Raw genomic sequence first — 19,221 nt, forward strand, 5'->3', positions numbered from 1 at the left:
AGGGGGTGCCCCACTCTCCGTGGTGTTCGGAGGGTGGGCAGCGAGGATGTGAGGAGCGTTGGGTTAAAGGTCGATTTGTATAATGCTGGACCATGCCCAGGGGATTGATACGCATACACGGCGGCGGGATTTTGCATTTCATTACTACGAGCTGCTATCGGCGCGAGGCGCTCTTGGGGAGTGGTCCGAGCGCGTGATGTATTTCTCGAGATCTTTGAGCAGGTTCGCAAGGGCTATGGTTTCGAGGTCATTGGATTCGTGGTTATGCCTGAGCACATCCATATCCTGATCAGCGAGCCAAAGCGAAAGACAATTCCCATTGTGATGCAGGTTCTGAAGCAGAGAGTGGGACTGCGACTGCTTCCTAAGCGCCGGCCTCGTGCTCAGCGTGAGTTCTGGGAGACCATCCGCCGACACTTTTGGCAGCCACGCTCTTATGACTTCAACGTGTACTCGGATCGGAAAGTGACCGAGAAGTTGCGTTACATGCATCGAAACCCGGTGCGGCGAGGATTGGTTTCTTCGCCTGAGCTGTGGAGGTGGAGCAGCTATCGGGCGTTTGCTTTCGGTGAGCAAGGAGTGGTGAAACTGAACTGGCAGCCGGAGCGCAAGAAGCGAAACGCAAATCCAAATCGGGAAAGGGGCGTCCCCGACATCCTCGCAGCCCACCCTTCGAAAACCGCGAAGGATGGGGCACCCACATTCTCGACCCATCAGCGAAAACCGAAATGAAACATGGGGCACCCGGCCTGAGTCCGTTGCTCGCCACCCGTCTCAGAAACGGGAAAGATGATGAGCCGTCCCTAGCCACCCATCCTCGCTGATACTCCGGGCCTTTAGTTCACCCCGTTCTTCGGATCCCACGAGCCTTGTTCTTTGCGGACGTAGATGATCTGACCGATGTGGTAGGCGTTGTGAGTGCTGATGTGGGTAAGCGTCTGGGCAGACTCCTTCAGTTTTGCTTCGTCTGCGGTTTCGACCCACTTCTCAAGGTCGGTGAGAACCTGATCTAGCTGTTGTACGGTTTCATTCCAGGACTTGCTGTCGAACTTGTTGAAAGTCTCGTCGTTGTTGCCGCTGAATTTTTCTGGCGTCTCGCCTTTGAGTTTGGCGAGGCTTTGCCGATTCCAGAACACCAGGTGATGGGCAAGCTGGCCAACCGAGTGATTTCCTTTGCCGTCGGTCCAACTGGCCTGCTCAGCAGTCAGTCCCTTTACTGCGGTGTTTGCCGGGACGAACCATTCCGCCTTGTTGTGTGTCGAGCGCAGCTCGGACAGTAGTAGGTCGCGAAGAGTCGTGGGTTTCTTCTCTTGCGCATAAACGGCAACAGCCAACAGCAGAAACAACGGCAAGCGTTTTGTCATTCGAAAGATTCCTCCGCGGTGTTAGACGTATCCGGCAGCCGAAGGGTATTCAGAAATCCCGTCAGGGAGGCTGGGTCGAAGCGAAGCCGAAAGAGGAAGCCTTCCGAGCCAAAACTCGTGTTCAGCAGTTACGCTGGTAATCCGAGAGCCGTGGGGCAGAATTTACTTTGCTGGCAGTCGCTGGCAAAGTGCGCTCATGCCAGTCACAGTCAATCCTTCTACTCCTCCGCAAACAAGAACGGCGGGTTCCTCGAGCCGATCGGCTGGATTCATGCCGGATATCGAACTACGCCTGAGCGGGTTGTATGCGTGGATTGTCATTGTGTCTGGTCTGGTGTTCTTCTTCCTCAGTTTGCTGTTTATGGCACCGCAATCGAAGGGTCGCAATGTTGGGCTTGGGGTCTTCCTCTGTTTGCTGTCGATCGGCGCGGTGATCGGCGGTAATTATTGGCGACACCATATGCCCGTGATGGTACGGATGAGTCGGAGCCATCTTTCTCTGCCGGGCATGTGGCCACGGAGGCTGGTTATTGGTTGGAGTGAAATCGAGGCGATCGATAAGAAGACTGTGAGTGTGCTGCGCCACGGTGTGCGGCAAAGTTCTGAGTTCGTGTGTATCAAGCTGCGAAAGACTCCTGCCGCCACTGATCCGCTCAGCCAGGCTTGGCCAGCGTATAAGCGCTTGAATGAAGCGCTGGTAAAAGGCGTAAAAACGCTGGTGGGCGGTTACGACGTATTTATCAATCCGGCGCAGGACTTTATGCGCGATACGGATTGGTTCATCGCCGAGTGCAGAAAGCGCATGCCTGCCAATTCTGCCCAATCGTCCTGACGCGATGTGCCAGCCTTGCTGCACACCCCCGGTTGGCGGCCTCCTTTCGTAATTTGCCTGCTCTTGGCAAACCGGGTGACTATCCGCAGACGGGCACTCCTTTTTAGGTTCGTCATTATCAGGCACTGATACCAGGCTCCTCCCCCGAAAATCGGTCCAATTGGCATTCCGGTCAATGTTGCGAGCGTCCGCCGGATCGCCGTTACCTAGGTAATCACTTTCGTCCCGGAACCCCCCCGCAACAGGCGGGGTCGTTCGGGGGTTGTCACCAGTGCAGGGCAAAAAAAAGTCCAGAGGCAGTGATTGGACTGGAAATTGGAAGGGAGCTTGGGGCACATGCAAACTTTCCGCAGATTCGCATTTGGAACCATCGCAGCATGGTTGTTCACCGCCTCGTGTGCGGTGATGGCGTTCGCCGACGATCCGCCGTCGCGCGTTGCCCGCCTGAAATACATCAGCGGCGAAGTCTCGATGCAGCCGGGCGGAGTCGACGATTGGGCCGCCGCAGCCATTAACCGTCCGATGACAACCGCAGATCGTCTATGGACCGACAAGGATTCGCGCGCTGAACTGCATCTGGGCAGTGCGGCCATGCGGATGGACAGCGAAACCAGTCTCACGCTTACCAATCTCAGCGACAACACAGTGCAGCTCGAACTCGCCCAGGGCACGCTGAACATGCACGTCTCACGGCTGTACGACCAAGAAATCTACGAAATTGACACGCCCAACACGGCGTTTACGCTCTTGAAGCCGGGCGACTACCGCTTCGACGTTGATTCCAACGGCGACGTTACGCTGGTGACGGTGTGGAAAGGGAAGGGAATCGCCACGGGTAGCGGCGACGCTGTGCGTGTCGATTCGAACCGCCAAGTTCGGTTCTTCGGCGGCATATCGCTGGCGCATCAGAGCTTCAACGCTCCGAGACTCGATGGGTTCGACGAGTGGTGCCGCGTCCGCTCCTCTCGTGAAGGACGTTACGTTTCGGCTCGGTACGTTTCTCCCGACGTCGTCGGATATGAAGACCTCGATGACTACGGTGCGTGGCGAGAGGTCGGCAGTTACGGAGGCGTGTGGTTTCCGACCCGAGTCGAAGCCAGCTGGGCGCCTTATCGCTACGGACACTGGGCCTGGATCGAGCCCTGGGGATGGACATGGATCGATGATGCAGCCTGGGGATTTGCGCCGTTCCATTATGGGCGGTGGGTATTCGTTACAGGACGGTGGGGCTGGGTACCGGGACCTGTACGCGTGCGTCCGTGCTATGCGCCTGCCCTGGTCGCGTGGATCGGCGGAACTGGCGTTGGCGTCAGCACTGGATGGTTCCCGCTTGGATGGGGTGAGCCTTACATTCCTTACTACCGCGTGAGCAGGAACTACTTCAACACGGTGAACGTCAGCAACACGCGCATTACCAACATCACGTACGTCACGAACACCTATTACAACGTCAACAACGTTCGCATTAACAACATTCGCTACGTAAACCAGACGACTGCGACCACGATCGTGAACAACAACGTGATCATCAACTCGCAGCGGATTGATCACAACGTTTACATCAATAACTCGCACGATCACTACAACTCGCACGATCGTTGGGTTACAAGCGGCCCTGCCTGCCCGCCTTCACACGATTCAGTACTCGGCGGCCGTCGCGACGATCACGTGCCACCCGCGCGAATCATGAACAAGCGTGTGGTGATGAAGCTGCCACCTCCTGAGCGTCCGGTTCCATTCGAAAGCAAACGTGCCGACCTTGAGGATCGTCACGGGCGTCCATTGGACAGAGACGAAGAAGACCGGGTGCGCAGGCGCATCGCGGCTGGACATGACGACCGCGACGATCATGGCCGCTCAGTTTCAGACGGCGGGCGGAACTATCCAGGACCGAAACAGCGTGACGAGAATCCTGGCAACCACAACGGCGATCGCGCGGACAACCACGGCAATCCGAACCGCGGCACAGATCGTGATGACGCCAAGCATAACGATGACTCGTCAGCGCGACAGCAGGATCCGCGTCAGCCGCATCGGCAGGATGGTCGCGATGATGATCACGGCCAGTCGGCCTCTTCAAGCGGCAACTATCCTGGGCCGAAGCAGCGTGATCAGAATCCGCGTGGCAACGATGGCGATCAGGCTAACGGCCGGGATTCTCAACACGGTAATGGCGTAGCTGAAGGGCGATTCCCGCGTCCACCACGTCGCAACAACGACGATGGCAACAACGATCACGGGCAGTCCAATTCGGGAAGCGCCTATAACCCTGCTCCTAAGCAGCGCGATCAGAATCCTGATGCTTCTGGAGATCGTGCGGGCAACAACAACGGCCAGCGCAACGCTCCTGACTCACAGGGCAATCAAGGTGACGATCGGTCTGCCCGATGGAGAGTCCTGCGTCCGCCGCGCGGCAATGACGGCGGCAACGGCAACAACAACGCCAGCAACAATGCTAGCAACAATGGCAACAACAGCGCTAGCGACAACCATAGCCAGCCTGCGTCGGCCGGCAACAACAATCCGGCTCCGAAGCAGCGCGAGGAAAATCCGAGCGTGAACGATGGCGAGCGCAGCAGCAATGGACGAGGATGGCAGCGCAACAATCCAACTCCTGAACCGGCGCAGCGGGACGATGCGTCGAACGGACGGCAGATTCCGCGTCCGCCGAGTCGCAATGACAATGGCAACAACAACGCGAATAACAGTGCCAATGACAATCGCGGGCAGTCGCCTTCGACTGGAAGCTATTCTCCAGCTCCGAGGCAACGCGATCAGAACCCACGCGGAAACGATGGGGAGCGATCTTCACCTCAGATAGACGCCATGCGTGACCGCCGGCCTAGCCCCGCAGCAGAGCGGCCGACGCCAACGCCTTCGCCGTCGAATAGCGATCGCGGCGCCGGATCTCCGCCTCCGCAGCAGGACCACACGATGATGCGGCAAGCGCAGGTCGATCGCGGCAACAGCGATTCGCATCCATCCCAGCCGGCGCCACGGCAGGCGGAAGCGCAGAGAGCTCCTGAATCGGCGCGCGCTCCGCAACCTGAGTCTCGTCCCGCACCGAGCAAAGACTCAGGATCGAACGGCAACTCAAAAGGTAGTTCTCAATACCAGGACCGAGGCCACGGAAAAGACCACGATCCCGATCCCAAATAGGGAATCGCGGATCTGGATGAGAGAGGGCGCGGCAAACCATCCGCGCCCTTCTTTTTTGGAGATTACGCTGTCAACCGTCCGGCGTTGGCTGCCGCTCCTCTGGCGAGAGCTTCATGGTGTACCTGCAACTGCACTCTCTCCGGCTTGGCGCCGACGGGAGACTTGGTCAGTTGATAGGCGATCATGTCGTCACGGCGCAAACGATCTGATTCCGTCTCGGCTAGGGCTTTCAGCAATGCCTCGCTGTGCGTCGTAATCACGAGCTGCAGTCCGTGGGCAACCGCGTCGCACAGCATCTTTGCCAGGTCGCGCTGGGCCTGAGGATGCAAGCTGGCTTCCGGTTCCTCAATCAGGATCACGCTGTTGCTTGGAGCGGCGAAGATTTGCGTGATGATGGGAAGGATCTGTTGCGCTCCGCAGCCGGCAGATTCGAAGCCCAGCGGCGTCTCAAATTCGGAATCCAAGTACCCCGCGTGTAGCAGCTCTTCCATGACCCATCCGCTGGTCAGCGATCCCAGGCCGAAGACTTCGGCCCACTGCTGGATTTTTCTGGATTGTGCCAGATGTCGCGGGCTGGCGAACATCGCCGACAGCACTGTGATTGTCCGCTCGCCGCGTCTCCCTACGTTCAGCGGAGCCGAGTCGACACGCGGAGCTTCCCGCGTTGGGACCCGATTTGGTCCAACCATGAACACGCGGCGCCTGAGATAGCCAGCGATGTAGGAAGTAAACAGCCCAAAGTTGAGGAAGCGATGGTGGGTGGCCTCGTTCACCGCCTGTCCGCCGATCGCCTGCGTGCCCATGAAGAGCTTTGGAGACAACACTGCGGGTCCGCTCACCACCGGCTCGAACATGCGGTCAGCGAGCTGCGAGGGCGCGCACTCCAGGAGCGCCCCATGTCCCCTCTTCAGGAGACCGCGTCCTAGCGGCATGGTGGAGTTAGTCGCGATCGCCTCGCCATTCACAATCAATTCATGCTTCCACTCCTGGGTGCCGCGGCGATGTCCGACGCTGTATCCCAGAGTCGTTGCCTCGGCATCGGTGTCGTGATTGTGCTTCTGCAGCCAGTTTCGGAAGTAATCGCCAGCTTCGACTTCAAGCGACAGTGAAAGATGCAGATCGTGATCGGGCTTGTGAAAAGCGGAACTTCCCGTTGTTCCCAGGTCAACGTGCTGGTCCTTCCACTTGAACTCAGGACCACTCTCAGGAGGGGTAGCATTCTGGGAGAGCAGCCCAATTGCGTCCAGAACCGAGCTCTTGCCGCTGCCATTGGGGCCGATTAACACGGTCAGAGGACGCAGGTCGAAGCTGACCCGCTCTCCAAAAGCCTTAAAGTTTTGTGTCTCCAGTTTGGTTAGCATGTGGCCCTCCCCCGGTTCGGCCCCGAACTAAGCTGTTTACGCACTCTGTCCTGTTTTCAGGGATCTTGGGCCGACATCATAGCCCAAGTTTGCCCAAAAGATGGGTCTTATCTCGCCATTATCTGGACAGACTGCGGCCGGGACGGTGGCCGTGCATCACCTAGGACTGTAGCTTGTTTTGCTCTTGCTTTTAGGCACATTTTTCGTTTTGATTCAGATTCGATAGAGCAAAACTTTCGACCTCTTCACATGTCAATTGTGCCCACAGAGAATTTGCGGCCTCCGAGTCGGCTGGCTCGGTTCGGGATCTTCCTTGCCGGCTTTCTGACCGCCGTGCTCTTGTTGTTCGCGCTTGCTCATCCTTCTTCCAGTGGCTTTGCCCGCTGGCTGCAACGCACTCTTAATCTCGATATCGATCAGCCTGCGATCGTGCAGCGCATCCAGCGGCTGCAACGGCTGGAGTCGGTGAAATACACGCTCGAGAAAGTAGTCACGGGAGAAAAGCAGAGCCGATTCCTGCCGCAGTCGCTCGCGGGTGAGCGCCTGCTGCTGATTGTGCGCGGCGAAGTTTTTGCCGGCGTGGACTTGGGAAAGCTGCAGTCCAGTGACGTGCATGTGAATGGAAAGCAGGTGAAGATCACGCTGCCTCATGCGGAGATCTTCTCAACACGTCTGGATAACAATCAGACGCGAGTCTATTCGCGCGAGACTGGACTACTCGTGCCAGCAGATCCCAATCTGGAATCCGAGGTTCGTGCCGAGGCGGAGCGCCAACTGTTGCAAGCTGCGCTGACAGACGGCATCCTGAACAACGCGGCTACGAATGCCCGTGCCACCGTTACCACGCTAGTCCAAGCGCTCGGCTTTAGCGATGTCGAGGTAAATTGACCAATGAAAAAGTGCAAGCGGGTGAACTCCTGCTGCGTTGCTGTCATCATCATTTTTTTGGGCGCTACCTACCGTGGCGAAGCCCAGGCCAGTGCCGAACCAGGGTGGCCGACTTACGGCAACGATCGCGGAGGCATGCGTTACTCGTCCGCAACTCAGATCGACCGCACGAATGTCGCACGGCTGAAGGTCGCATGGACTTATCGCACCGGCGCCAATGACACTCCGACGCCGCTCGTCAAGAAAGCTGCCTTTGAAGCTACGCCGATCCTTGTGAATGGTGTGCTCTTTCTCAGCACGCCGTACAACCACGTAATCGCCCTCAACGCTCAATCGGGCGCCAAGTTGTGGGAGTACGATCCGCGGGTTGATCTCCAGCGCAATTACTCGGAAGTTGCTTCGCGCGGCGTTTCTGTATGGCGGGACTCAAAAGCCAAATCAGGACAGCAGTGCAGCCTGCGCATCTTCGCCGGCACGCTGGATGCGCGTCTGCTAGCGCTCGACGCTGCATCAGGAAAGCCATGCGCTGACTTTGGCACGAAGGGCGAGATCGACCTCAATCGCGACGCGGCAACGCAGACGGAGTGGACCGGCGGCTATCAGGTGACCTCCGCACCAGCAATCGCTGGAGACTTGGTGATTGTCGGATCGTCGATCGCCGACAACTGGAAGGTCGACACCGGACGCGGCATCGTGCGTGCTTTTGACGCTCGCACCGGGAAACTGCGCTGGACCTGGGATCCGATTCCGTGGGCGCAGACCACGCATCCACGGACAGGCGGCGGGAATGCCTGGTCAACGATCTCGGTCGATGCCGAACGTGACCTCGCCTTCATTCCCACCAGCAGCGCCGCTCCTGATTATTACGGTGGAGGCCGCAAAGGCGACAACAAATGGGCCAACTCGGTCGTTGCATTGCGCGCCTCCACCGGCGAATTTGTGTGGGGATTCCAGGTAGTGCACCACGACCTTTGGGATTTCGACGTTGCAGCGCAGCCAACGCTGTTTACCTGGAAAGACGGAACTCCGGCGGTAGTGGTCAATACCAAAATGGGCCACGTCTTTGTCCTAAGTCGTCTTACTGGCGCTCCCTTGCTGCCCGTGGAGGAACGTCCGGTTCCCATGTCGGACATTACCGGAGAAGAGAGCTGGCCCACACAGCCTTTCTCAACTATTTCGCTCGTGCCGGAAAAGATCGATACTTCCGATGCCTGGGGCCCAACTCCGGAAGACCTGAAGTGGTGCCAGGACAAGCTCAAGGCTTCCCGAGCTGAAGGAATCTTTACTCCGCCGAGTTTGCGCGGTACAGCGACTGCGCCTGGCAACGTTGGCGGTGTGAATTGGGGAGGAGCCGCCTACGATGCGCAGCGCCATCTCATGTTCGTGAATACGAATCGGCTGGCGGCCTGGGCCAAACTGATTCCGCGAGCAGACTACGCGTCGGAGACGAGAAAAGATCAGGACAATCGCATCTACGGCGAGTTCGGCGACCAGGATCCAGCGCCTTTCGGACTGTATCGAACGTTTCTCTTCTCTCCATCCAAGCTGCCCTGCAACGCTCCTCCCTGGGGTACCGTGACTGCAGTCGATCTCTTCGCGGGAAAGAAGTTATGGGAGACACCGCTGGGCACCTTCATTCCGGGCAAGAACACAGGGACCATCAATCTGGGTGGCCCCATGGCCAGCGCGGGGGGTCTGGTATTCACCTCCGCGGCGATGGACAACTTCTTGCGCGCGTTTGATTCTGAAACGGGAAAGGAATTGTGGAGCTTCGAACTTCCCGCTGGAGGTCAAGCTACTCCGATGACTTATTCCATCAATGGCAAGCAGTATCTGGTGATCTGCGCTGGCGGCCACGGTAAGCTCGGAACCAAGCAGGGAGACTTCGTAATGGCATTTGCCTTGCCTTGAACGAAGCAAACGACCCACTTTGGCGTCGTTCTCGGTGACTCCGTGTCTCCGTGGTGAAAAAACACCCCATTCCGCTACTCCGCTTTTCGGAAACTATTGCGTGTCTTACCCGCCTCCAGTCGGTATCCTTTAGCTTAAGAATTTGCGGAGGTAGTAATAATGAAGAGCACTGCAGTTAGACAAGTTCAAAACCACAGCTCAGACGTTGCGCGTCTGCCGGTAAAGGTTGTCGAAGAGCTCCGCCGCACGGTGGACTCGGCTTACGACGATGTTTCCCGCAGCATCAAGCGGGCGAAGCACACAGCCACAGACGCGATTGACGACAGCCGGCACCAGATTAAGCGCCATCCGCTTACAGCGGTGGGATCCGCAGCGCTGGCCGGATTGGCTGTGGGTTTCACGCTGGGGTGGTTTGCGAGGCGTAGCAAGCGCCTGTCCTAGACATCCCGGAAGAAAAAGATAAAAGGCAACCAAATGGTTGCCTTTTATCTTGCCCGCAGGTAATATGCAACCCGGAGGTTGCATAGCATGAGTGATCGTATCGAAAAGACGATTGAGCTGAAGGCGCCGGTTTCGCGCGTCTGGCGGGCGTTAACAGACTATCGTGAATTTGGCGAGTGGTTCCGCGTCAAGATCGATGGCCCATTTGTGCCCGGGCAGGTTTCAACCGGACAGGTTACCTATCCTGGCTACGAGTACCTGAAGTGGGAGGCAGTTGTGAAGAAGATGGAGCCTGAAAAGCTCTTCTCGTTCACCTGGCATCCCGCTGCAGTCGATTCCAAGAAAGACTATTCGAAGGAGCCGTCCACACTTGTGGAATTCAGATTGGAGAAAATACCGACCGGTACGCGGCTGGTGGTGACTGAGTCTGGCTTCGATAAGATTCCCAGCGAACGCCGTCTCGAGGCATTCCGTATGAACGAAGGTGGATGGACCCAGCAAATGAAAAACATCCAGAATTATGTCGCAAGCAAGCCATAGCAGCGTCGCCGCCAAACTCCGTACACGCGCGCCGGTCTTTGCCGCGCTGGGCGACGAGACGCGTTTGATGTTGGTGGGGAAGCTGTGCCGCGGCCAGCCCTCTTCGATCTCTGAGCTTACCGATGGGTCGAAGCTCACGCGGCAAGCGATCACCAAGCACCTTCGTGTTTTAGAAAGTGCGGGGATCGTGCACGGCGTGCGCACAGGCCGCGAAAGCCGATTCAAGTTCGATCCCCAGCCTCTTGATGAGATCAGGGAATATCTGGACCTTGTCTCCGAACAGTGGGATCAAGCGCTGTTGAGGCTGAAGTCGTTCGTAGAAAAGTGACTGTGTGGACTGCGATGGAGCTGTGATCTGCTGCCTGAGCCACGGAAGGCAGCAGGGAAGACGGCTCGCACTTCAACTGAGCTTGCTATTTGGATCTAACTAAGGCGGAAGCCCGCTTGGTTGAGAAGGTGCTGGTGTGCTGCGTCACGCGATCTGCAGCTATCTGCTGCGGAATTCCGCCGTACCCAGCGCGCTGCGCTTCCGAGGCGCTTGCACTCTCATTTTCTTGTGTTTTGCTGGCGTTCAAGCCGCTGCGCTGCGGAATCCCAGCATATCCACCTCGATCCGGAGCATCGGAATTCTGACCCTTCTGATTGCGAGCGTCGACTGATGCTGGTTGGGGAAGTTCCGTCTCGTTTTTCCGACGCGGAAGGCTTGGATAACGCTGCCCGGCAAGGATGCCGTCGTGCTGGATCAAGCCCCGATTCAGGCCATTGCGCACAGGAATACCCTGATAGCCAGCGTGCTCGTCGCCCGGTGAGCCGGCAGCAAAGAGCATTCCGGCCGAGGACCCTACGAACAGAGCTGTTGCAAGTAGCCTCAGAGACCAATCGCCGCCATTCTTCATTCCCTACTCCTCGAAAGACCGATTGGAACGATCAGAAAAACGAGCACAAAATTGATTTTCAGAATCGGTATCGTTGCTTAATGAAAGCGCATCTGAAGGGAGGGCCCTGTGCGGATAGTGAGCTTCTTTTCTAACGTCAGCAAATTACGGAAGGAGGCCCGCCAATTGGGGTTGACTGCGCCGACTGGCACTTCTGGCAGTGGAAGTTCCGTGTCTCTTTAGCTGCAATGATTTGCAGCGGTTTTGACACACAGGGATTTGCTTAACTGCCGAAGAATCCTGTTTTTCGGGGTGGTTTTCCGGGTTTTTCCGGATCAAGTCGGTGGGCATTTGATTGCAAATTCGGTCGCGGGAGTTACTCGTCGTGAGGATTACGGTCAAGGGGATGTTGATTTTCTGCTCTCTGCTCGCCGGGCTGGTTGCGGCGGAAGTAATGGCGGCACCAAGTCCGACCGACAACGCGGGTGCAGTCGCTCCAGACGTGCTGTGGATGGCTCCTGTCGCTTAAGTAACGTCGCGCCTGCGCCTGTCTGGTTGTTCCGAGCTTCTACTTCGCCGAATACATCGCCACGAAGTATGTGCGAAATTCCTTAAATGACAGCTTTATAGTCTTGCCATGCGGATCGTACAGCTGAACGCCCGAACTGGTGAGACCCAAGACGGCATAACCGTGCCAACCACTTATTTTTCCGCCGGAGCGCGTCTCGATCCGGTCCTTCTCCGGCAATTCCATATCGTCCCGTGAGGCTGAGATCGTCGGCACCTTGCTGGCTGCGGAAGCTACCTTTTTGATGTCCTCATCTTTCACGTTATCGATATACAGAGGTTGAGGATCCGAACCTACTAAAGTCTTCCAGGTTTCTTCAACCTTCAGCGATTCGATCCCGGGATAGCCGTTCTTTAGGTCCGCATAGCCTTTTTCGATCACAGCAGGCCAAAGAACCCTTTTCTTGGACTCCGCTTTCGGACTAGGCGGCTCCTGCTGCATATAGATCAGGTTCCAGGTGTCCCGATCACCGGCATCGGTGTAGAGCACGTCACTCACTTCCGTTCCCTTCAGGATCTTTACCGTGAAATAACGATTCGACTTGATCCGTCGCTCCTGATTCGCCTCAGGATCATCGTCAAGGTCGCTGAATACGCTTGCCAGGTCTGTGATCACAGGCCTCAGGTGCTCTTCAACTATGCCAAGAATCCGTTTGCGTCCGACTTGCGTGTGAGCCATTGCCGCCAGGATTGAGGCGACCGGACAATTCGCCAGATCTCCCTGGCGCACATCGGTCGCGGCCGGATCGCCATCAAAGAGCTTCCATTTCACCTCATGCGCGTGCTTGGTCCGGTCATGGAGGGGAGGTGGCATGTCAAAAGTCTTGGAAGGTTTTGGCGCGTCAGCCACACGGACCAGCCGTCGCCGCACCGGTCCTGGAGTCCTACCACCAAGCCCAGTGTGGTTGCCGAGTGGGCCTGGGAGTCGCATCGAATCTTGCCCGCCGATTGTCATGTCGTCCCCCTGTTGAGCGTCCTCAACGAGATTGGATTGTCGGTCGATAAGTGTACGAGATGGACAAGAGTTTGGCTTTCGCTACTACAAGATCATCGAGCAGGCGCCCTCTACAGCAAAACATCGTCGCGGATCGACAGAATTTGGTGCAAATAAGAATGCCGTCCCAATGTGGGACGGCATTTTGCTGCGAGTGTGGATGAACAACTAGTTGCCGGATGCACGACGGGCTTTTTTCGCGCCCTTGACTTCCAACTCATTCACAACTTGAGTCACGTTAGGAATCTTGGCGGCCATCTTCTCGGCAGACTGGCGTTGAGCTGGGCTGTCTACATCGCCTTTGAGCGTGAGGACGCCATTGTTTGCTTCGAAACGGATGTGCTGGTTGTCCATTCCGTTCTCGGTCAACGCTGCTTTGAAATTATCTTCGATGCCCTTGTCCAGGTTATTGTCTACCTTCTTGGCATCCCCTTCGGCGCCTTCCGGACGTACACCGATCTCATTCGCGACAACCAGACCGCCGGCGCTCTTCCTGGCGATGTCTTCAGCCTGAGCCTTTTGTTCTTCCGTCTTCACGTCGCCGGAAAGGGTTACAACGCCCTTGTCACGATCTTCGCTGACCTTTACGTCGTTGAGGTTGTTGGCTTTGAGCGAGTCTTTAATCTGATCAGTGACATCAGGTGTGTTCGCCTTCTGTTGTGAGCAGGCGATGGTGAACACCGCGGCCATCAACGCGAACAGGGCTAAAATACGGGTAATGCGCATGGGGTTTCTCCTCCCGAAACGGGTTTGTTTTTAAAGAAGTAGCGCGCTGCGGAACCGAGGATCGGTTCCAGAGCTGCGTCACCCGGGAGAGTCTCCCGGCAGTGCATTCTCAAAGATGCGAGATGCACTCGGCGGGAGGGCTTAAGGTCCGAGGAAAGAAGTCCTAGCCCTGAGAGCAATTCAAGAACTCTGCTGGACGGCTTGTGCTGAAGACATTTGGATTCGCTTCTCTGGACCATCCACTCGCCCGATTTTCTTCTTCCTCGCTGCACTCGAAGAGCACAACGTTGCACCATCGCTCTGTAAAAATTTTATGGCGCAAGCATTTACGCGCTTCTCCGGCCAGAGTTGCCAAGGACTTCGCACAACATGAGGTTCGTAACCTCATGAAAACAAGAATCGAAGCTGATTAGGTTATGACGATCAACTTGGCAGCGGCATTGCTCATGCAAGAGATAAGAGTATTTGCCAGCGGGCTGCTGGCCACCGTCTTGTCCCACGCTTAGTAGTTCCGGGGTGTAGGGGTTAGGGGTTAAGGAGCCAAGAAATGATGTTAACGAATCGCTCATTGCTAGTTCTTGTAGCGGGCGCAACCATGGTTTTCAATGCCGGATGCGCTACCAAGAAGTATGTGCGCAACGAAGCTGCGCCTGTAATCAATAAGACCAACGAACTCGACGACCTGACCGCGAAGAACACGCGCGACATTCGCGATGTCGATACGCGCTCACAGCAGGGAATTCAGGGTGTAAACGACAAGATCGCATCGGTCGATCAGAAGGCTCTGGCCGCGGGCCAGGCAGCCGATCAGGCCAATCAGGCGGCCAGTCAGACGACCACCAAAGTCGACACGCTTACCAACACCGTCGCCAACCTCGATAACTACCGTCCGGTGGCCGAGACCTCGGTGCACTTCGCTTTCAACAGCGCTGTGCTTAGCAAGAAGGCAAAAGAGGCTCTCGATCAGCTCGCCGCCGACATTCCGAACACTAAGGGATACGTGCTTCAGTTGATTGGCGGAACCGATTCCGTGGGCAGCAAGCAGTACAACTACAAGCTCAGCGAAATGCGTGCGTCAGCGGTAGTTCAGTACCTTGCCACTCAGCACAACGTACCGGCTTACAAGATTTACCTGGCGGGATTGGGCAAGGATAAAGAAGCTGCCCCCAACGGTACGTCTAAAGGACGCGCCCAAAATCGCCGCGTCGACGTGCAGCTCATGACTAACGTGCAGGAAAACGCGGCTGCGCAAAACGTTACTCCGGCTGCCCCCAACAGCCGGTAAGTCTTCCTCGACACCCCGAGGAAGCCCCGGAAGGGCCGTTCCGAGTTAGCTCGGGATGGCCCCTTTTTACTTGCTGTGGTTGTCGCTGATGTATGCCAAAACCAAAACCCAACCCGAAAAGCTCACGCAGATGAACGCAGATTTTTGGGATTCACGCAGATTTCTTAAGGATTCTGTAGCAAGTGCACCATGAACTGCTCGGCCTACTAACATCCAGTGAAGACTCGTTCGTAGCCACTTGGACGGCCCAACCCATCTGAAGCAGTAGGGTATTTAGCATCTAAAAAATCTGCGTCAATCCCTAGAATCCGAGTTCATCTGCGTGAGCTTTTGCTCTTGAGTTTGCTAGAGGCTAGGCTCGCATGGCAGCGCCATCGAAAACCAGAGCGACCACTTCGTCGACGTAATCGTCAGTCAGTCCGGTCTGCCGAATCAGGAAGCGCATGTAGAGTGAGCCGTAAAGCGTGTCGAGCGTCAGATCGAGGTCAAGGTCTTCAGGCAGTTCTCGGCGGGCAATGCCGCGGCGCAGAGTCTGGTAGGCCTCTTGCCTGCGGGGCAGCATGAAGCGATCGCGGAAGGCCTGGATCAGCTCAGGATCGGACTGGCCTCCCCCAATCAGTGCGGCAACGATTCGTCCACGACGGCCACGCAGAACGCGCACCAGATGCTTCATCTGAATACTGACGTCGTCGCGAACTGATCCCGTATTAGGAAAGCGCAGCTCTTCGTCGGCGCTGCGCGAGAACGCTTCGGCTACCAGCGAGGCTTTGTTCGGCCACCAGCGGTAGACAGTTGCTTTGCCCACGTCGGCGTCGGCAGCGATGGCTTCAATCGAAAGGTCGGGGAACCCTGTCTCCTGAAGCAGCTTCAGCGTGCTGCGAAGAATCGCTTTGCGTGCGTCCTCGCTGCGTGGCCGTCCCGGAGCCCTCTTACCGTTGCCGGCTTTCTCCTCGGCGTTCTCAACCGGAGAGTAGGTTTGCGCCATGCGATGACGGTAACATAAAATTAAATCCGATACGTTCTGTTTCGGAATTAAGATAAGGAATCTACTCAATCTGGTTGCAGAATCAATAGTTAGTCGGGAGTCTCTGGTTCGATGTGGATTGTTTCGTTAGCGTTGCGGCGTCCTTATACCTTCGTGGTGATGGCGCTGCTGATCCTGATTCTTACTCCCATCGTCATTCTGCGCACTTCCATTGACATCTTTCCTGACATAAATATTCCCGTCATCAGCATCGTGTGGCAGTACTCCGGCATGCAGCCGCAGGAGATGGCAGACCGCTTCCTCAGTAACACGGAGCGCGGGCTCACGACGCTGGTCAACGACATTCAGCACATTGAGTCCGTGGCTCTGCAGGGCCGCGCTATCGAGAAGATTTATTTTCAGCCAACTGCGAATCTGCAGATGGCGGTCGCGCAGGTAACCGCAGTTTCGCAACAGATGGTCCGCCAACTGCCTCCGGGAACGCAGCCGCCGCTGGTCATTGTTTACTCGGCCTCGAGTGTTCCGATCGTGCAGGTGGGCATTAGCAGCAAGAGCATTCCCGAGCAGGAACTGAACGATCTCACGCTGAACTTTGTTCGTTCTCCGTTGACGACGGTGAAGGGTGCGGCGATCCCGTACCCCTATGGCGGCAAGTCACGCGTGATCGCGGTTGACCTGGATACGCAGGCTTTGCAGGCACACGGGCTCACTCCCGTGGACGTGGTGAATGCGGTCGATGCGCAGAATCTGATTCTTCCTTCCGGCACAGCGAAAATCGGCAGCCTGGAAATGAACGTGCGCATGAATGCCAGCACGCAGACGGTCGCCGAGCTGAACGATCTTCCGATCAAGACAAAGAACGGTGCGACGATCTACGTCCGCGACATCGGACACGTGCGCGATGGCTTCACTCCACAAACCAACATCGTGCGCCAGGACGGCGTGCGCGGCACTCTGCTAAGCGTGATGAAGAACAGCGGCGCGTCGACGCTGGATATCGTTGCTCAACTTAAAGCTCGTCTTCCAGTCATCGCTGAAAGTCTGCCTGAGGACCTCCAGATCAAAACGCTGTTCGATCAGTCGCTGTTTGTCCGAGGTTCGATCCAGGGAGTCTTGCGAGAGGGCGCTATTGCGGCAGCGCTTACCGCGCTGATGATTCTGCTGTTCCTTGGCGATTGGCGCCCGACGGTGGTGATTACTGTCTCCATTCCACTCTCGATCTGCGTGTCGATCATCCTGCTCAGTGCGCTAGGCGAGACCATCAACATCATGACGCTGGGAGGTCTGGCGCTCGCCGTAGGCATTCTCGTCGACGACGCTACGGTTGCGATTGAGAACATCGAGCGCAACCTTGCGATGGGCAAGGACATGAAACAGGCCATTCTGGATGGCTCGCAGCAGATCGCGCTGCCGGCTTTCGTCTCGACGATCTGCATCTGCATCGTGTTCGTACCGATGTTTTTCCTGACCGGGGTCGCCAAGTACCTTTTCGTGCCCTTGGCCGAGGCCGTGGTGTTCGCGATGCTGGCATCGTATTTCCTTTCGCGAACGCTCGTACCAACGATGGTGCTCTACATCATGCGGGGCCACGAGCATAAGGCTGCGGCGCCGAAGACGATCCTCGGAAGGTTTCAGCGTGGCTTCGAGAACGGCTTCGAACAGTTTCGCGAGACTTACAGGGATCTGCTCGGCAACGCTCTGGAGCATCGGAAAATATTTGCCATCGCCTTCCTGGGGTTTTGCGTTCTGTCCTCTGGACTTATCTTCTTCCTGGGTCAGGACTTCTTTCCCGCAGTTGACGCTGGTGTCTTCCGTCTCCACTTACGGGCTCGCGCCGGCACGAGAATCGAGGAAACAGCGCGCCTGTGCGATGAAGTTGAGAAAGTGCTGCGGCAGGAGATTCCCAGAAACGAACTGGTCACGATTCTCGACAATATCGGCCTACCCTTCAGCTCGATCAACACGACTTACAGCACAAGCGGAACCATCGGCACGTCTGATGCCGAGATACTGGTTTCACTGAATCAGGACCATCATCATCCGACCGCGGACTACGTAAAGAAGCTGCGCGAGGATCTGCCGCTGTATTTCCCGGGGACGGAGTTCTTCTTTCAGCCGGCGGATATCGTGAGCCAGATTCTGAATTTCGGCCTCCCATCTCCTATTGACGTTCAGGTCGTTGGCCGCAACCTCAACGCGAACTATGCAATTGCGGAACAGATCGCGAACCGGATGCGCCATGTTCCCGGCGCTGCGGATGTGCATGTGCAACAGTTGATGAACGGTCCCGCGATTGACTTGGACATCGATCGCTCGCGGGCAAAAGAAGTTGGGCTCAATCAGGAGGATGTCGCGCGCAACCTGCTGGTATCGCTGAGCGGCAGCTTTCAGACTGCGCCAAGCTACTGGCTCAATCCTGAGAACGGAGTCACGTACAACGTCGCTATACAAACTCCCGACTACCGTCTGGATTCCATGCAGGCTCTCATGAATACGCCCGTAAGTTCGTCGTCGGCTCCCTCGCCACAGGTGCTGGCAAATCTTGCCACCATTAAGCCGAATACGACCCCGGCAGCAATCTATCACTATGACATCACGCCCGTGGTGGACGTGTACGCTTCGGTGCAAGGGCGGGATCTGGGCGGCCTCGCGAGTGACATACGCGAGGTATTGAGGCAGTTCGAGGGCAAACTGCCGAAAGGCACACACATTACTCTACGAGGTCAGGTGGAGACCATGACCTCGTCGTTCGTCGGGCTGGCGTTCGGTCTGATTATGGCGATCGTGCTGGTGTATCTGCTGATTGTCGTGAACTTCCAGTCGTGGCTCGATCCTTTCATCATCATTACTGCCTTGCCGGGCGCGCTGGCTGGCATCATGTGGATGTTGCTGCTGACTCACACCCGTTTGAGTGTGCCTTCACTGACCGGCGCGATTATGTGCGTGGGTGTTGCGACTGCGAATAGTATTCTTCTGGTCTCGTTTGCTCGGGAGCGCATGGATGCTGGACTCTCGGCGTTTCAGGCGGCGATGGAAGCCGGATTCACGCGAATTCGACCGGTCATCATGACTGCTCTGGCAATGATCATCGGCATGGTGCCGATGGCGCTGGGAATGGGAGAAGGCGGCGAGCAGAATGCTCCGCTTGGACGGGCCGTGATTGGCGGTCTTCTTTTTGCCACGGTAGCGACTCTGTTCTTTGTGCCAGTGGTCTTTACAATGATTCACGGTAGAAGAGCTGGACACGTGCTAGAACAGGCTAGTCCAGAATGGGTACACGAAGAGTAGGACAA

General features: G+C 56.7%; 17 protein-coding genes. 11 read left to right on the forward strand and 6 right to left on the reverse strand.

Translation table 11 applies throughout. The features are described from left to right. The first annotated feature begins 180 nt into the window (after nt 1-180). A complete protein-coding gene (locus VNX88_13035) occupies nt 181-732 on the forward strand; it encodes a transposase (protein HWY69586.1) in 552 nt (183 codons plus the stop codon). Between the two features lie 104 nt (nt 733-836). Here the strand turns inward: VNX88_13035 and VNX88_13040 are convergent, their stop codons facing one another. Beyond that, complete coding sequence (locus VNX88_13040; GenBank protein HWY69587.1) at nt 837-1,364, reverse strand: DinB family protein; 528 nt, start codon at nt 1,362-1,364, stop codon at nt 837-839. Nucleotides 1,365-1,635: 271 nt separating this feature from the next. Between VNX88_13040 and VNX88_13045 the strand changes: the two genes are divergently transcribed. Together VNX88_13045 and VNX88_13050 are read left to right on the forward strand one after the other, a co-directional pair. Continuing rightward, nucleotides 1,636-2,196, forward strand: coding sequence for a hypothetical protein (locus VNX88_13045; GenBank protein ID HWY69588.1), 561 nt, complete (start codon nt 1,636-1,638; stop codon nt 2,194-2,196). Between the two features lie 336 nt (nt 2,197-2,532). After that, nucleotides 2,533-5,355, forward strand: coding sequence for a DUF6600 domain-containing protein (locus VNX88_13050; protein ID HWY69589.1), 2,823 nt, complete (start codon nt 2,533-2,535; stop codon nt 5,353-5,355). Between the two features lie 62 nt (nt 5,356-5,417). Here VNX88_13050 and VNX88_13055 read toward each other — a convergent pair whose 3' ends face one another. Further along, nucleotides 5,418-6,716 carry an ATP-binding protein gene (locus VNX88_13055; protein ID HWY69590.1) on the reverse strand — a complete coding sequence of 433 codons (1,299 nt, stop codon included), beginning with the start codon at nt 6,714-6,716 and terminating at the stop codon, nt 5,418-5,420. A gap of 258 nt (nt 6,717-6,974) precedes the next feature. Between VNX88_13055 and VNX88_13060 the strand changes: the two genes are divergently transcribed. The 5 genes from VNX88_13060 to VNX88_13080 all read left to right on the forward strand — a co-directional run bounded on the left by VNX88_13060 (nt 6,975) and on the right by VNX88_13080 (nt 10,824). Then, nucleotides 6,975-7,604, forward strand: coding sequence for a DUF4230 domain-containing protein (locus VNX88_13060; GenBank protein HWY69591.1), 630 nt, complete (start codon nt 6,975-6,977; stop codon nt 7,602-7,604). Nucleotides 7,605-7,607: 3 nt separating this feature from the next. Further along, nucleotides 7,608-9,515 carry a pyrroloquinoline quinone-dependent dehydrogenase gene (locus tag VNX88_13065; protein ID HWY69592.1) on the forward strand — a complete coding sequence of 636 codons (1,908 nt, stop codon included), beginning with the start codon at nt 7,608-7,610 and terminating at the stop codon, nt 9,513-9,515. Between the two features lie 159 nt (nt 9,516-9,674). Then, nucleotides 9,675-9,956 (forward strand): hypothetical protein, encoded by a 282-nt coding sequence (locus tag VNX88_13070; protein ID HWY69593.1) that lies wholly within the window; start codon nt 9,675-9,677, stop codon nt 9,954-9,956. An 87-nt stretch (nt 9,957-10,043) separates the two neighbouring features. Continuing rightward, nucleotides 10,044-10,496, forward strand: coding sequence for an SRPBCC family protein (locus VNX88_13075; GenBank protein ID HWY69594.1), 453 nt, complete (start codon nt 10,044-10,046; stop codon nt 10,494-10,496). Then, nucleotides 10,477-10,824 (forward strand): metalloregulator ArsR/SmtB family transcription factor, encoded by a 348-nt coding sequence (locus tag VNX88_13080; GenBank protein ID HWY69595.1) that lies wholly within the window; start codon nt 10,477-10,479, stop codon nt 10,822-10,824. The genes VNX88_13075 and VNX88_13080 overlap by 20 nt, the downstream gene beginning before the upstream one ends. A gap of 85 nt (nt 10,825-10,909) precedes the next feature. On the opposite strand, the gene VNX88_13085 is transcribed toward VNX88_13080, so the two are convergent. Beyond that, nucleotides 10,910-11,392, reverse strand: coding sequence for a hypothetical protein (locus tag VNX88_13085; GenBank protein ID HWY69596.1), 483 nt, complete (start codon nt 11,390-11,392; stop codon nt 10,910-10,912). Nucleotides 11,393-11,756: 364 nt separating this feature from the next. Here VNX88_13085 and VNX88_13090 point away from each other — a divergent pair, with 364 nt between their 5' ends. Then, on the forward strand, nt 11,757-11,900 hold the full coding sequence (locus VNX88_13090) for a hypothetical protein (GenBank protein HWY69597.1): 144 nt from the start codon (nt 11,757-11,759) through the stop codon (nt 11,898-11,900). A 39-nt stretch (nt 11,901-11,939) separates the two neighbouring features. Here the strand turns inward: VNX88_13090 and VNX88_13095 are convergent, their stop codons facing one another. Further along, nucleotides 11,940-12,752, reverse strand: a complete 813-nt coding sequence (locus VNX88_13095) for a C2 family cysteine protease (protein ID HWY69598.1) — start codon at nt 12,750-12,752, stop codon at nt 11,940-11,942. A gap of 348 nt (nt 12,753-13,100) precedes the next feature. After that, complete coding sequence (locus tag VNX88_13100; GenBank protein ID HWY69599.1) at nt 13,101-13,658, reverse strand: BON domain-containing protein; 558 nt, start codon at nt 13,656-13,658, stop codon at nt 13,101-13,103. 547 nt (nt 13,659-14,205) lie between these two features. On the opposite strand from VNX88_13100, the gene VNX88_13105 reads away from it, so the two are divergent. Beyond that, on the forward strand, nt 14,206-14,943 hold the full coding sequence (locus VNX88_13105) for an OmpA family protein (protein HWY69600.1): 738 nt from the start codon (nt 14,206-14,208) through the stop codon (nt 14,941-14,943). A 352-nt stretch (nt 14,944-15,295) separates the two neighbouring features. On the opposite strand, the gene VNX88_13110 is transcribed toward VNX88_13105, so the two are convergent. After that, nucleotides 15,296-15,928, reverse strand: a complete 633-nt coding sequence (locus tag VNX88_13110; GenBank protein HWY69601.1) for a TetR/AcrR family transcriptional regulator — start codon at nt 15,926-15,928, stop codon at nt 15,296-15,298. 111 nt (nt 15,929-16,039) lie between these two features. Between VNX88_13110 and VNX88_13115 the strand changes: the two genes are divergently transcribed. Then, nucleotides 16,040-19,216 (forward strand): efflux RND transporter permease subunit, encoded by a 3,177-nt coding sequence (locus tag VNX88_13115; protein ID HWY69602.1) that lies wholly within the window; start codon nt 16,040-16,042, stop codon nt 19,214-19,216. The last annotated feature ends 5 nt before the right edge of the window (nt 19,217-19,221 follow it).

Source organism: Terriglobales bacterium (assembly GCA_035567895.1).
Classification (GTDB): Bacteria; Acidobacteriota; Terriglobia; order Terriglobales; family Acidobacteriaceae; genus Gp1-AA112.

What these genes read in the sequence shown, in the direction of transcription:
- VNX88_13105 (HWY69600.1), top strand. Translation starts at nt 14,206, where the DNA reads ATGATGTTAACGAATCGCTCATTGCTAGTTCTTGTAGCGGGCGCAACC.
- VNX88_13055 (HWY69590.1), bottom strand. Translation starts at nt 6,716, where the DNA reads ATGCTAACCAAACTGGAGACACAAAACTTTAAGGCTTTTGGAGAGCGG.
- VNX88_13110 (HWY69601.1), bottom strand. Translation starts at nt 15,928, where the DNA reads ATGGCGCAAACCTACTCTCCGGTTGAGAACGCCGAGGAGAAAGCCGGC.
- VNX88_13065 (HWY69592.1), top strand. Translation starts at nt 7,608, where the DNA reads ATGAAAAAGTGCAAGCGGGTGAACTCCTGCTGCGTTGCTGTCATCATC.
- VNX88_13040 (HWY69587.1), bottom strand. Translation starts at nt 1,364, where the DNA reads ATGACAAAACGCTTGCCGTTGTTTCTGCTGTTGGCTGTTGCCGTTTAT.
- VNX88_13070 (HWY69593.1), top strand. Translation starts at nt 9,675, where the DNA reads ATGAAGAGCACTGCAGTTAGACAAGTTCAAAACCACAGCTCAGACGTT.
- VNX88_13050 (HWY69589.1), top strand. Translation starts at nt 2,533, where the DNA reads ATGCAAACTTTCCGCAGATTCGCATTTGGAACCATCGCAGCATGGTTG.
- VNX88_13075 (HWY69594.1), top strand. Translation starts at nt 10,044, where the DNA reads ATGAGTGATCGTATCGAAAAGACGATTGAGCTGAAGGCGCCGGTTTCG.
- VNX88_13085 (HWY69596.1), bottom strand. Translation starts at nt 11,392, where the DNA reads ATGAAGAATGGCGGCGATTGGTCTCTGAGGCTACTTGCAACAGCTCTG.
- VNX88_13095 (HWY69598.1), bottom strand. Translation starts at nt 12,752, where the DNA reads ATGCCACCTCCCCTCCATGACCGGACCAAGCACGCGCATGAGGTGAAA.
- VNX88_13115 (HWY69602.1), top strand. Translation starts at nt 16,040, where the DNA reads ATGTGGATTGTTTCGTTAGCGTTGCGGCGTCCTTATACCTTCGTGGTG.
- VNX88_13100 (HWY69599.1), bottom strand. Translation starts at nt 13,658, where the DNA reads ATGCGCATTACCCGTATTTTAGCCCTGTTCGCGTTGATGGCCGCGGTG.
- VNX88_13080 (HWY69595.1), top strand. Translation starts at nt 10,477, where the DNA reads ATGTCGCAAGCAAGCCATAGCAGCGTCGCCGCCAAACTCCGTACACGC.
- VNX88_13045 (HWY69588.1), top strand. Translation starts at nt 1,636, where the DNA reads ATGCCGGATATCGAACTACGCCTGAGCGGGTTGTATGCGTGGATTGTC.